We start from the raw sequence: 13,318 nt of genomic DNA, 5'->3' as shown, positions 1-13,318 counted from the left end.
CGCGAGGCCGGCCATGCTCGAAGGACTTCCGCCCAACGGCGCGTCGCATGTGATGCGCGTCGATGTGCCCGAGCACCAGGCGCGGGTGATCGCCGAATATCTCGGCGAGAGCTTCGACCCGGCCGAGGTCGCCACCTCCGCCTTCGAGATCGAGGACCGCGCCGAGGGTTCGGGCTGGGCGGTGGAGGCCTATTTCGCCGAGGCGCCGGACGAGGACGACGTGCGCGCGCTGATCGCGCTGATCTCGCCGGAAGCGGCGCAGGCGGCGGTGTTCTCGACGCTCGACAAGAAGGACTGGGTGGCGGCGTCGCTGGAAGGGTTGGCGCCGGTGGCGATCGGCCGCTTCGTGGTGCACGGCTCGCATGACCGCGAGCGGATCGGCGGCGGCAGCACCATCGGCATCGAGATCGAGGCGGCGCTGGCCTTCGGCACCGGCCATCACGGCACCACCAAGGGATGCCTCGCGGCAATCCACGCCTATGGCAAGCGCGGCCGGCCGGGCCGGACACTGGATGTCGGCACCGGCACCGGGGTGCTGGGCATGGGCGCGGCGCTGCTGTTCCGCACGCCGGTGCTGGCGAGCGACATCGACCGTGTGGCGGTGGCGACGGCGCGCGAGAACGCCCGTGCCAACCATGCGGCACCGTTCGTCCGCTTCCTGCACGCGCCGGGCCTCGGGGCGGGCGCGTTCCGCGCGGGCGGGCCCTACGACCTGATCCTCGCAAACATCCTGCTGGCGCCGCTCAAGGGCATTGCCCGGCCGCTGCGGCCGCTGCTCGCGAAGGGCGGCACCGTGGTACTGTCCGGGCTGCTACCCTCGCACGCCAATGCGGCACTGGCCGCCTATCGGGCGCAAGGGCTCTATCTCAGGCGCCGCCGCACCATCGAGGGCTGGACGACGCTGGAGCTGACGGCCGATGGCGGCCGGCCGCGGCGCTAGGCGCGCCGGGACGGACCAGCCGCACCCGGCCGGCGCGATCAATCGCGGGCGAACAGTTCCAGCGCGGCGACATGACGGGCGTCGAACTTCGCCATGTGGGCGTGGCGGGCGATCTCGATGCGGGCCTGCTGGGCGCGGGCCTCGATGAGCCGGTCGAGCAGGCGGCCGAACACGCCGCGCGACGGGGCGTCGGCAGCCGGCTGGCGGGCGGCGGGATCGGTGTGAATCGCGGCAATGGCAAAAGACGCGGCCATGAGTTGTCTCCATCGGGGAGCTGAGGTTTATGCCGTGCAACATAAACCTTTCGCGCCGCACAAAAAGCGACACGAACTCATGGCTGGCCTGCAACTATCGCAAGGCCGGAATGCTCCTCACGCCCCGCGAGGAAGGAATAAGGCCGGCGCAGGGCCTTTCCGCTCCCGCCACAGCAGCCGTGCCCCGACGCTGGGTCCCGTGAGGGGATGCTGGCGGCTGAGGCAAGGTCGCCGCGCCTTTCGACGCGACGGAGCCGTGATGCCTACCCGCCCGACCGACCCGGTTGGGGCCGCCCGGCGTCAGGACAGGCGAATGGGCATGTTGACCGGCCGGCCGAGCCCGTCGGGCTGCGGCAGGGCGCCGTGCGCCGCCTTCATCAGCGCAAGGCGTTCCAGCACCTCGTCCGGGAAGGGCGAGGGCCGGCGGGTGCCGGTTTCGACATGCTGCGCCACCAGTTCGCAGGTCGCCGCCGTCCAGCCCTCGCGGGCATGGTGCATCTCCTGGAACAGGTGCATGCGTTTCTCGTCGTAATTGATGAGGCGCAGGGTGACCCGCACCTCATGGCCCGCACGCAGGGTGCGCAGGAAGCGCTGATGCGATTCCACGGTGAGGAAGGAGGAGCTTCGGGTCTCCGTCAGATGCGGCCCGAGCCCGACCAGAAACACCGCCTCCTCGACCGCGCGGTCGAAAAGAAGGCTGTAATATGCGGTATTAAGCTGCCCGTCGTAATCGACCCAAGCGGGCTCGACCGTCATTACGGACGAGACGAATGGGGCGAAGAATACGGGTTCGAAATCGATCCCGTCCAGCATGACACCATTCCCGACTTTATCGAGCGCCAACGCTCTTGATGAACGTCACGTCCGTGCGCTGCCTTATTGACAAGCATTGTGCCGACTTTCCATGCAGTCGTCACCTATCGAAATGGCTTTAGAAGGGCGGAATTGGAGTGTTTCCGGGGAATCTGCCGGCGAGCCGGCAAATCACCCGCAACTGACACCTCGCCCCCGGCGCGCGTAGGGTATATGGCTCGCCCGCGCAGGGGTGCAGCAGGGCAGACGAAGAGGAGGCGGAGATGGCCGGGCTTATGGATGGGATGACGCAGGAGCGGGCGGCCGAAACGGCGGTGGCCGCGACGGTAGCGAGCCTTTCGAAGCACTTCGGCGACCGCCTTTCCACCGGCAGGGCCGTTCGCGAGCAGCACGCCAACACGATCACCTGGCTCGGCAACGAAGCGCCCGATGCGGTGGTGTTCGCCGAGAGCGAGGACGACGTTCAACTTATCGTGCGTACCTGCGCCCAGCACGGCGTGCCGGTGATCCCGTTCGGCACCGGCTCCTCGCTGGAGGGCCAGGTCAACGCGCCGAAAGGCGGCATCTCCATCGACCTGTCGCGGATGAACCGCATCCTCGGCGTGAACATGGAGGATCTCGACTGCGTGGTGGAGCCCGGCGTCACCCGCAAGCAGCTCAACGACCATCTGCGCGATGTCGGCCTGTTCTTTCCCATCGATCCCGGCGCCGATGCCTCGCTGGGCGGCATGGCGTCCACCCGCGCCTCCGGCACCAATGCGGTGCGCTATGGCACGATGAAGGACAATGTCATCGCGCTGAACGCGGTGCTGGCCAATGGCGAGCTCATCACCACCGCCCGCCGCGCGCGCAAATCCGCCGCCGGCTACGACCTCACCCGGCTGTTCGTCGGTGCCGAGGGCACGCTCGGCGTCATCACCCGGCTGACGCTGAAGCTCTCCGGCCAGCCGGAGGCGATCTCCGCCGGCGTGTGCCCGTTCCCGACCATCCGCTCGGCCTGCGACGCGGTCATCGCCACCATCCAGAGCGGCCTGCCGGTGGCGCGCATCGAACTGCTCGACGAAGTGCAGGTGAAGGCGTGCAACGCCTATTCCAAGCTCGACCTCGCCGAGCAGCCCACCCTGTTCGTCGAGTTCCACGGCACCGAGGCCGGCGTGCATGAGCAGGCCGAGCGCTTCGGCGAGATCGCGGCGGAATATGGCGGCGGCGCCTTCTCCTGGGCGACGCGCCCGGAGGACCGCTCGAAGCTGTGGCAGGCGCGGCACGACGCCTACTGGGCCTGCCTGCCGCTGAAGCCGGGCGCCAAGGCGCTGGCGACCGATGTCTGCGTGCCGATCTCGCGGCTGGCCGAGTGCGTCGACGAGACCAAGCGCGACATCGAGGAGATGGGCATGGTGGCGCCGATCGTCGGCCATGTCGGCGACGGCAATTTCCACACCGTGACGCTGGTCGACATGGACGACCCGCAGGACGTGGCGAAGGCCAAGGACTTCATTTCGCGCATGGTGAAGCGCTCGCTGGCCATGGGCGGCACCGCCACCGGCGAGCACGGCGTCGGCCAGGGCAAGCGCAAATACATGGAGGCCGAACACGGCGCGGCGACGCTCGACGCCATGCGGGCGATCAAGCAGGCGCTCGACCCGCAGGGCATCATGAATCCCGGCAAGATCCTTCCCTGAGAGGAGCCTGCGCCGCAGAACCGCCGGCACCCCACCATCATGCTGTTGCATCGATGTGGAGGATGCAAATAACGTCAAGCGTCTAAGACTGTCGGCGGCCGGCCTTTCCCGCATCGGGCGAGGGCCGGCGCGGCCGATCGCGGAGGAACCGGGTGCAGAATTTCCTGCTCACGCTGGCGGGGGCGGTGATCCTGGCAATCGCCGCCGCCTTCGCTGCCCCCTATCTGATCGACTGGACGCCGTGGCGGGCGAGCTTCGAGGCGCAGGCGGCGCGGGTGATCGGCGCGCCGGTGGTGATCCGCGGCCCGATCGACGCCCGGCTGCTGCCGACCCCCTCCGTGGTGCTGCGCGACGTGTCGATCGGCGTCGATGCCGGCGGCACCGGCCTGTCGGTGCGAGAACTCGCTGCCAGCCTGACTCTCGGCGAACTGATGCGCGGACGCATCGCGGTGCAGCACCTCACCCTCGACGAGCCGAGCGGGCGGCTGGTGCTGGACGCCACCGGCCGGGTGGCGAAGCCGACCGGCGCCGGTGCCCCGGCCGATCTCGGCATCGCCGCCTTCACCATCCGCCAGGGGCGGCTGGAACTGATCGATCGCGCCAGCGGGCGCATGCTGCGCCTCGACGACATCGCCGCCACCGGGGCGCTCACCAGCCTGGCCGGGCCGCTGCGGCTCGACGGCGAGGTGACGGCGGCCGGCGCGCGGCGGAAGCTGAAGCTCGGGCTCGCCGGCGTCGCGCCGGATGGCAGTTCCCGGCTGCGGCTGTCGTTGCAGCAGATCGATTCGCCGTTCCTCCTCGATGCCGACGGCACACTCAGCCTTGCCGGCGGCCGGCCGGCCTTCGCCGGCAAGGCCAGCCTCTCCACCGCGCCGGCGGCGCGGCCGGCGAGCGTCGACGCAACCGGTTCCGCGGCGCCGGCCGGCTGGAGCCTCAGCGGCACGGTGAACGCCACGCCGGCGGCGCTGGAGGCGACGAATCTGACGCTGGCGCTCGGCTCGGCCGAGCGGCCGGTGGAACTCGCCGGCAGTGGCCGGTTGTCGACCACCCCGGCCAGCCAGGGCAGCCCCGGCACATCGCGGCTGGAACTGAACCTCGCGGCGCGGCAGATCGATCTCAACGCCGCCACCGGCGGGGCGCCGCCGCTGGCGGCGCTGAACGAGGTGGCCCGTGCGGTCGCCCCGCTCGCCGAGGTGACCGGCGCCGGCACGCTGGATCTCGCCGCCGATACGGTGCTGCTCGCCGGGGCGGCGATGCGGGAGGTGAAGGCCGGACTCGACTGGTCCGGCGGCAGCTGGGCGGTGCGCACGCTGGAGGCGCGGCTGCCCGGCGGCGCGCGGGCGCAACTGGCCGGCAAGGTGGCGACTCCCGCGGCCGGCGCGGCCCCGGTGGCGAACGGGGTGGGCGACGCGGCGCTGTTCGCCGGAACGGTGGCGGCGAGCGCCGAGGACCTGCCGGCCTTCCTCGCCTGGGCGATGCCGCAGGCGGGCGGCTTTGCCGCCGGGCTTCCCGCCGGCGCCGCCAGGCTCGATGCCGGCATCGCGCTCGGCGCCGACAAGGTCGAGCTGTCGGCGATGACGCTGGCCGCCGGCGGGCTGACGCTCACCGGCTCGGGTTCCTATGCCTTCGCCGATGGCGACCGGCGCGGCCGGATCGATGCGGCGCTTGCCGGGCGCGGGGTCGATCTCGACCCGCTGATCGCGCCGGCGCGGCGGCTGATGGCGGCGGGCGGGGAAGCGCTCGATATCGGCCTCACCTTCTCCGGCCGGACGGTGCGGCTCGCCGGGGTGGATGCCGCCGGCATCGACCTGGCACTCACCGCCGGGACGCAGGGCATCGACATCGAGCGGCTGGCGCTCGGCAATTTCGGCGGCATCGACCTTCGGGGCGCGGGACGGGTGGCGGCCGCCGGCGAGCCGGATGGCGGGCTGCACGCGACCCTCACCGGCGCACGGGCGGACGGGCTGATGGCGCTGGCACGGCTTGCCGGCTTCGAGCAGGCGCGTGACATGCTGGCAAAGCTCGGCGCCGATCTCGCGCCGGTGAATGCCGAGGTGACGCTCGCCTCGGCCGGCGGGCGCATGGACCTCACCGTCACCGGGCGGCTTGGCGCCTATTCCGGCAAGGGCGCGCTGGGCCTTAGCGGCGGGCGGCCGGCGACCGGTTCGCTCGCCCTCAATATCGCCGATGGCAGCGCCTTCCTGACCCGGCTCGGGGTGCCGGGGCTGCGGCCCAAGCTCGGGCCGGCGCGGCTGGACCTGACGGCCGAGCCCGGCCTCGCCGCCAGCTTTGCGCTCGCCGGTGCCCGGCTTGCCGCCAAGGGCACGCTGGCGCGGGCGGACGATGGGACTCTGACGCCGGATCTGGCGCTGACGCTCGATGAGGCCGACCTCGCCCGGCTGCTGCCGGACCTCGCCATGGGCGGCGTGCGGACGCTGCCGGCCCAACTGGCCGCACGCCTGACGCGCGAGGGCGACGGCTACCGCCTCGCCGGACTGACCGGCAGCCTGGCCGGCACCCCGCTGGCGGGCAGCCTGGTTTACCGCCCGGGCACGCCGGAGCCGGTGGAGGCGGATCTTTCGCTGCCGGAATGGCGGCTGACCACTGCGCTGGCGCTGATCGCCGGCCGGAGCAGCGGCGAGGGGCGCTGGCCCACCACCGGCTTTTCGCCGCCGCCGCTGGCCAAGGCGGCCGGGCGGGTGCGGCTCGACATCGGCCGGCTGGATTTGCCGGGCGGGCTGACGCTCGACCGGACGACGCTGCGCGCCCGGCTTGGCGGTGGCCGGGTGATCGTCGAGGAATTCGCCGGCGGGCTGGCCGGCGGCGCGCTTGCCGGCCGGCTCGACCTCTCGCGCAACGGCGCCGCGGTGCGGGCGGATGGCAGCCTGACGCTGAAGGCAATGCCCTCGGCACCGCTGCTCGCCGCCGGCGGCGTGACGCGGCCGATGGCGCAGGGCGTCGTCGACCTCTCGCTCGATTTCACCGGCGCGGGCACTTCGCCGCGGGCGCTGGTCGGCAGCCTTGCCGGGCAGGGCAGCCTGGCGCTCGATGGCATCGAGATCGCCGCGACCTCACCGGCGGCGCTGCAATATGTGATGCTGGCCACCGAACGCGGTCTGCCGCCGGAGCCGCGCCGGGTCGCCGAACTGTTCGAGGAAGGGCTTGCCCGCGGGCCGCTGAAGCTTCCCCGTGCCGAGACCACGCTCAGCCTGGTCGCCGGCGTGGCGCGCAGCGGGGTGGCGCGGCTTGCCATCGGCGACCAGCGCTTCGCGCTGTCCGGCGGCCTCGACCTTGCCAGCCTCGGCATCGAGGCGCTGGTCGAGATCGAGGATGTCGGCAAGGTCGGCGGCGCGTCGGGTACCGCGGCGATGCCGGCCGCCGCCCTACGCTGGAGCGGGCCGCTGGCGGCGCCGGAACGGCGTACCGACGTCACCGCCCTGGTCGCCGCCGTCAACCTGCGGGCGCTGGAACGCGAGACCAAGCGGCTGGAGGCGGAATATGGCCGCACGCCGCTGACCAATGCCGGCCATGCCACCGACACGCCGCTCCAGCCGGCGCCGTCGCCACCGCCACCGCCGATCGCGTCGCCCCCGGCGCTGGTGCCGCAGTCCAGCCCGGGGCCGGCGCCCCGGCTGGTGCCGCAGGCGCCGCCGCTGCGGCAGGTTCAGCGCGATGTTCCGCCGAGTCAGTCGCCGCAACGTGAGGCGCCGCGGCGCGAGGAGATGCCGGCGGCACCGGTGTCGCCGCCGCCCTTCCAGATGGAGCCCGGCTCCCCGGCGCCGCCGCTCGCGCCGCCGGTCGACATTCCGCCGGATGCCTTGCTCAACCCGATCATGCAGCCGCCGCTGGCGCCCTAGAGCAATTCCGGTGAAATCAGGTTCACCGGAATTGCTCCAACTCTTTGATTTTTCGCAATTCTTCCGCAAAATCGCAGCGCGGTCTTGCGGGGAATTGCCCTAGGCACGGCTTCCTGTCTCGCGGGCCGGATGGCGCTTCGCCTGAAGGCGCCTCGGCGTTCCGGCGGCGCGGCTCAGCCGGTGACGAACGCGTCGCGCGCATAGCCCTGGAGATAGAGCAGCGCGGTGAGATCGGCATGGTCGATGCGGATCTGCGCCGCCGCCGCCACCGCCGGCTTGGCGTGATAGGCGATGCCGAGCCCGGCCGCCTCCAGCATGGCGAGATCGTTGGCGCCGTCGCCGACCGCCATCGTCTCGTGCGCGGCAAGGCCGAGCGACTCGCGGGTCTCGATCAGGGCCGCGAGCTTGGCCTCGCGGCCGAGGATTGGCTCGGCGACGGTGCCGGCGAAGCTTTCCGCCTCGACGATCAGCTCATTGGCGCGGTCGGCGTCGAAACCGATCGTCGCGGCGATGCGCCGGGTGAACAGGGTGAAGCCGCCGGACACCAGCAGCGTGCGGGCGCCGTGGGCGCGCATGGTGCGCACCAGCTCGATGCCGCCGGGGGTCAGCCGGATGCGCTCGGCGATCACCTCGTCGACGACGGCGACCGGCAGACCCTTCAGCAGCGCCACGCGCTCGCGCAGCGCCGGCTCGAAGGCGATCTCGCCGCGCATCGCCCGCTCGGTGATGGCGGCGACATGCGCCTTCATGCCGGCATAGTCGGCGAGCTCGTCGATGCATTCCTGGCCGATCATGGTGGAATCCATGTCGGCGAGGAACAGCTTCTTGCGCCGCCCCTCGGCGGCCACCAGGGCGATATCGACCGGGGCTGGCGCCAGCGCCGTGCGCAATGCCTCGATATCGGCCGTGCCGGAAAAGCCGATCTCGACGGCGATGCCCTCGGCCAGCACGCGGGGCGGGTGCGCGCCCGGCAGCAGCGCCGCGGCGCGGGCGGTCAGCGCGGCATCGACGGCGGGTGCGGCGGGGTTGGCGACGAGGACGGCGTAATGGCTCGGCGAATGGCTCGACATGTTCGGCTCGATTATGGGGTTGCCGACGGGCCGGCGCCGGGCAACAAGGCGTTGCGCGGGTAGTGCGCGCGGGAGGGATGAAGCATGGAGACCGGCGGGCAAGAGCCCATCCGGCCGCGCGCGGTGCTTATCGCAGGGCCGACGGCGAGCGGCAAGTCGGCGCTGGGGCTCGCTCTCGCCGCGCGTCTCGACGGCGTGGTGATCAATGCCGATTCCATGCAGGTCTATGCCGATCTGCGCGTGCTTTCCGCGCGCCCGACCGCTGAGGAGGAGGCGCGGGCGCCGCATCGGCTCTATGGCCATGTCGACGGCGACGCCGATTATTCCGTCGCCCATTGGGTGGAGGATGCCCGCCGCGTCCTGGCCGAAGTCGAGGCCGAAGGCAGGCTGCCGTTCCTGATCGGCGGCACCGGGCTGTATTTCAAGGCGCTGACGCAGGGGCTGTCGCCCATGCCCACGGTGCCGGACGAGGTGAAGGCGCGGGTGCGGGGGCGCGGTGAGGCGGCCGAAGCGCTGCATGCGCGGCTTGCGCGTCTCGATCCGCGCACCGCCGCCCGGCTGCGGCCCAGCGATACCCAGCGGCTCACCCGCGCCATCGAGGTGTTCGAAGCCACCGGCCGGTCATTGGCGGACTGGCAGGAGGAAGCGACGAGCCCGGCGGTGCTGCGGCCGCAGGAGACGCTCGGCGTGTTCCTCGCCACCGACCGCACGGCGCTGCGGTTGCGCATCGCCGACCGCTTCCGCCAGATGATGGCGGACGGGGCGCTGGAGGAAGTGCGCCGGCTGGTCGGGCGGGGGCTGCCGGCCGACCGCACCCTCCTCAAGGCGCATGGCGTGCCGCATCTGGCGCGGCATCTGGCGGGAGAGCTGTCGCTCGAGGAGGCGATCGAGGCGGGGATCGCCGATACCCGCCGCTACGCCAAGCGACAGGACACCTGGTTCCGCCACCAGCTCGACGGCTTCGCCTGGATGACCCCGCCCGAGGCGGCGCGGGCGGTGGCCGCGGCTTTTGGCGCGGGCGCGTGAGCCGGCGGGCCGGAGCCGGCCGCCGTCCGCGCCTTTGCCGTGCCGGGATGCGGTTCAGAGATCGAGGTCGGACAGGCCGGGGTGATCGGCCGGGCGCGGGCCGGAGCGATCCCAGTGGAACTTGCGGTCGGCCTCGCGGATCGGCAGGTCGTTGATGCAGGCATAGCGCCGCACCATCAGTCCGTTCTCGTTGAACTCCCAATTCTCGTTGCCGTAGGAACGGAACCAGTTGCCGGAATCGTCGTGCCATTCATAGGCGAAGCGCACGGCGATGCGGTTATCGGTGAAGGCCCACAACTCCTTGATGAGCCGGTAGTCGAGTTCCTTCGCCCATTTGCGGGTGAGGAAGCCGACGATCTCCTCACGGCCGCTGACGAATTCGGCGCGGTTGCGCCATTTGCTGTCCGGCGAATAGACCAGCGAAACCCGGTGCGGGTCGCAGGAATTCCAGCCATCCTCGGCGCCGCGCACCTTCTGGATGGCGGTTTCGCGGGTGAAGGGCGGCAATGGCGGGCGCGTTTCGGTCATGGCGTGTTGCTCCTGTCGTCAGGCCTGCGGGCGGTCGTGCGGCCGCGATGCGGCGGCCGCGCCGCATCCATGCATGGGATCGGCACCGGCGTGTACCCGGTTCGCCCGACGCCGGCCGGAAGGCTTCAGGAGGTCGCGCCGGAGGCCCGCACGCGCCGTGCCGGCAGCGGGCGCAGCCTCAGCGCCACCTCGCTCGCCAGCGCCACCGCGACGCCGAGGCCGGCGACCCACCAGGCCGGGCGGATGGAATAGGCGAAGGCGAGATTGGCGGCCAGCACCCGCACCGGATCGATGCCGGTGGCGGCGAGATACCAGCCGGCCTCCACCAGCGCGGTGGCGAGGCCGGCGCCGAAGGCGAGCAGCACCAGCGGGGCGAGGCCGGTGCCGCGCCCGTAGCGCTGAAGCACCCGCCAGCCCATCAGCCACAGGAAGAATCCCGCCATCAGCGTCGGCTCGGTGACGTCGAGCTTCTGCTGCATGAAGAAGTGCAGAATGGCGAGCGCGGTGATCGGGTAGGCAAGTTGGTGCAGCCGGCTCCAGCGCTCGGCACCCAGGCGGGCGATGGCGCCATCCCAGGACGTGGCCGACAGAGTCGCGAGCCCGAGCAGCGCCACGAAGCCGATGGTGAGATAGATGCGCAGCACGATCTCGCGCGCCACCACCGACAGCGACCCCATATCGATGCAGTAGAGCCCGAAATGCACCGCCACCAGCGCCGCGGCACCGAGCCCGAGGGTGCGGCGGGCATTCAGCAGCTTCGGCCAGTTGAACAGCCGCCGCGCCGGGGTGACGGCGAGGGTGATCAGCAACAACCGCACCGCCCAATCGCCGAGGAAGCGCAGCGTCTCGACCAGCGGACGGGCGCCGAGGGCGGGGCCGCCGCCCAGCCCGCCGGCGGCACCGCCGCCGAGGCCGCCCGCCGCACCAGCACCCAAGCCGGCCCCCAACCCCGGGCCGCCCAATCCCGGTGCGCCGAGGCCGAGCGGATCGGTCGCAAGGTCGCCGCGCAGGATGCGGATGGCCAGCAGCGCAAAGGGAAGGAGCACCAGCAACAGGGCGGCGATCTTCTCGGGACTCCACCGGTAGGCGGAGCCCCTGGCAGCGGAGCGTTCGCGGAGAAAGGGCATTGGCGGCTCGTTGGCTGTCGGAGGGCGCACTCTACAGATACGCCGGCACCATCGCCTTCATTTCGGCACGGCGGCGCACGTCTTCGTGAGCGGCGCTGCTCATTCGCGGGGGGCGGGCAACGAGGCTCGCGAAGGCTCTCCGTCGCCTTGACCTGAGGGAAAAGGGTGGGCGGAGCGCTCCGGAGCCATGCAAGGGCGTTGCCCCGTGCCAAGCCGCTGCGCCGGTGGCGCTGGCGAGAGGTCAAGATACCGGCCGATGGCGGCACCCGAAGGGGCCTCCGGGCGTCAGTCCGCGAATACCCGTGTCACATGGCCCATCTTGCGGCCGGGCCGGGCTTCGGCCTTGCCGTAGAGGCTGAGCATGGCCCCCGGCTCCGCGAGCACGGCGGGCCAGGTTTCCGCCTCCTCGCCGATGAGGTTGGTCATCTCGACGCGGGCGCCGAGCCGCTCCGCCGCGCCGAGCGGCCAGCCGGCAATGGCGCGCACATGCTGCTCGAACTGGCTGGTACGGGCGCCGCCCAGCGTCCAATGGCCGGAATTGTGCACGCGCGGGGCGATCTCGTTGACCACGAGGCGCTCTTCCGCGCCCCTGCCGACCACGAACAGCTCCACCGCGAACACGCCGACATAATCGAGCGCGTCGCCGATGCGCCGGGCGATATCGGCGGCGGCGGCGACCGAGGCGGCGCCGAGCCGGGCAGGGACGGTCGACTTGTGCAGGATATGGTGGCGGTGCTCGTTCTCGGTCACCTCATAGGCAGCCACCGTGCCATCAAGCGCACGGGCGGCGACCACCGAGACCTCGCACTCGAAGGGCACGAAGCCCTCCAGCACCGCCGAGTGGCGGCCGATGGCTTTGAACGCAGCGGCGGCATCCTCGCCGGGGCGGATCATCACCTGGCCCTTGCCGTCATAGCCGAAGCGGCGGGTCTTCAGCACCGCCGGACGGCCGATGCGGGCCAGCGCCGCTTCCAGCGCGGCGTCGCCGTCGACGGCCGCGAAGGGAGCGACCTCGATGCCGAGTCCGTTGACGAAGTTCTTCTCGGCGAGGCGGTCCTGGGTGATGCCGAGCGCCTTGGCGCCGGGGTGCACCGGCACGAATCGGGCGAGGTGCCCGGCGGTGTCGACCGGCACGTTCTCGAATTCGTAGGTGACGACGTCGACGGCGCGGGCGAAGCGCTCCAGCGCCGCGGGATCGTCATAGGCGGCCTGGGTGTGGGCATCGGCCACCTGGAAGGCCGGGCTGCCGTCCTCCGGGGCGTAGATATGCGCCTTCAAGCCGAGCGGGGCGGCGGCGAGGGCGATCATGCGGGCGAGCTGGCCGCCGCCGAGGATGCCGATGGTCGAGCCGGGCTTCAGCATCAGGCGGGCTCGCCGGAGGTGGGCTCGAAGGCGACCGAGGCGGTGCGGGCGGCGCGCCAGGCGGCGAGGCGGATCGACAGCCCTTCGTCGGACAGTGCCAGCACGGCGACGGCAAGGAGGGCGGCATTCACCGCCCCGGGCTTGCCGATGGCGAGGGTGCCGACCGGGATGCCGGCCGGCATCTGCACGATGGAATACAGGCTGTCGAGGCCGGACAGCGCCTTGGATTCCACCGGCACGCCGAACACCGGCAGGGTGGTGAGCGAGGCGACCATGCCGGGCAGATGGGCGGCACCGCCGGCGCCGGCGATGATGGTCTTGTAGCCGGCCGCCTTGGCGCCCCTGGCGAAATCGAACATGCGCTCCGGGGTGCGGTGGGCGGAAACGATGCGGCAGTCATGGGCGACGCCGAGCTCGTCAAGCGTCTGGGCGGCGTGGCGCATGGTTTCCCAGTCGGACTGGCTGCCCATGATGATGGCGATCGGCCGCGCATCGGCGGTCGTGACGGCGGACATGTACGGCCCTTCCCCGGAAAAGAAGGCGCGGATTATAGGAATCCGCCCCCCTGCGGCAAGGGAAAACCGCGAGCCGGAGCCTCGTGTGCAGGAGGGAAAGGCAAAGGCGGGGACAGGCATGGCGCGAGGCGCTCATGCTTAACACCG

General features: G+C 71.6%; 11 protein-coding genes. 4 read left to right on the top strand and 7 right to left on the bottom strand.

Going from position 1 to position 13,318, the window contains the following annotated elements; all coding sequences use genetic code 11:
• The first annotated feature begins 13 nt into the window (after positions 1–13).
• Positions 14–940 carry a 50S ribosomal protein L11 methyltransferase gene (locus J2X65_RS07880; RefSeq protein WP_310199999.1) on the top strand — a complete coding sequence of 309 codons (927 nt, stop codon included), beginning with the start codon at positions 14–16 and terminating at the stop codon, positions 938–940.
• Positions 941–978: 38 nt separating this feature from the next.
• On the opposite strand, the gene J2X65_RS07875 is transcribed toward J2X65_RS07880, so the two are convergent.
• On the bottom strand, positions 979–1,194 hold the full coding sequence (locus J2X65_RS07875) for a hypothetical protein (RefSeq protein WP_310199997.1): 216 nt from the start codon (positions 1,192–1,194) through the stop codon (positions 979–981).
• Between the two features lie 300 nt (positions 1,195–1,494).
• Positions 1,495–2,007, bottom strand: coding sequence for a thioesterase family protein (locus J2X65_RS07870; RefSeq protein ID WP_310199995.1), 513 nt, complete (start codon positions 2,005–2,007; stop codon positions 1,495–1,497).
• Between the two features lie 263 nt (positions 2,008–2,270).
• Between J2X65_RS07870 and J2X65_RS07865 the strand changes: the two genes are divergently transcribed.
• Both J2X65_RS07865 and J2X65_RS07860 read left to right on the top strand, forming a co-directional pair.
• Positions 2,271–3,686, top strand: coding sequence for an FAD-binding oxidoreductase (locus J2X65_RS07865; RefSeq protein ID WP_404977680.1), 1,416 nt, complete (start codon positions 2,271–2,273; stop codon positions 3,684–3,686).
• Between the two features lie 152 nt (positions 3,687–3,838).
• A complete protein-coding gene (locus J2X65_RS07860; RefSeq protein ID WP_310199993.1) occupies positions 3,839–7,543 on the top strand; it encodes an AsmA family protein in 3,705 nt (1,234 codons plus the stop codon).
• A 173-nt stretch (positions 7,544–7,716) separates the two neighbouring features.
• Here the strand turns inward: J2X65_RS07860 and serB are convergent, their stop codons facing one another.
• On the bottom strand, positions 7,717–8,613 hold the full coding sequence (gene serB, locus J2X65_RS07855; protein WP_310199991.1) for a phosphoserine phosphatase SerB: 897 nt from the start codon (positions 8,611–8,613) through the stop codon (positions 7,717–7,719).
• Between the two features lie 84 nt (positions 8,614–8,697).
• On the opposite strand from serB, the gene miaA reads away from it, so the two are divergent.
• Positions 8,698–9,639: a tRNA (adenosine(37)-N6)-dimethylallyltransferase MiaA gene (miaA, locus tag J2X65_RS07850; RefSeq protein ID WP_310199989.1), complete on the top strand. Its 942-nt coding sequence runs from the start codon at positions 8,698–8,700 to the stop codon at positions 9,637–9,639.
• 54 nt (positions 9,640–9,693) lie between these two features.
• On the opposite strand, the gene J2X65_RS07845 is transcribed toward miaA, so the two are convergent.
• The 4 genes from J2X65_RS07845 to purE all read right to left on the bottom strand — a co-directional run bounded on the left by J2X65_RS07845 (position 9,694) and on the right by purE (position 13,171).
• Positions 9,694–10,167, bottom strand: coding sequence for a nuclear transport factor 2 family protein (locus tag J2X65_RS07845; RefSeq protein ID WP_310199987.1), 474 nt, complete (start codon positions 10,165–10,167; stop codon positions 9,694–9,696).
• Between the two features lie 125 nt (positions 10,168–10,292).
• Positions 10,293–11,294: a ferric reductase-like transmembrane domain-containing protein gene (locus J2X65_RS07840; protein WP_310199985.1), complete on the bottom strand. Its 1,002-nt coding sequence runs from the start codon at positions 11,292–11,294 to the stop codon at positions 10,293–10,295.
• Positions 11,295–11,579: 285 nt separating this feature from the next.
• Positions 11,580–12,656 (bottom strand): 5-(carboxyamino)imidazole ribonucleotide synthase, encoded by a 1,077-nt coding sequence (locus J2X65_RS07835; protein WP_310199983.1) that lies wholly within the window; start codon positions 12,654–12,656, stop codon positions 11,580–11,582.
• Positions 12,656–13,171 (bottom strand): 5-(carboxyamino)imidazole ribonucleotide mutase, encoded by a 516-nt coding sequence (purE, locus tag J2X65_RS07830; protein ID WP_310199981.1) that lies wholly within the window; start codon positions 13,169–13,171, stop codon positions 12,656–12,658. The genes J2X65_RS07835 and purE overlap by 1 nt, the downstream gene beginning before the upstream one ends.
• Positions 13,172–13,318 lie beyond the last annotated feature (147 nt).

It is taken from the genome of Ancylobacter sp. 3268 (assembly GCF_031456575.1).
Lineage (GTDB): Bacteria > Pseudomonadota > Alphaproteobacteria > Rhizobiales > Xanthobacteraceae > Ancylobacter.
This window is presented reverse-complemented; position numbering and strand designations above follow the sequence as displayed.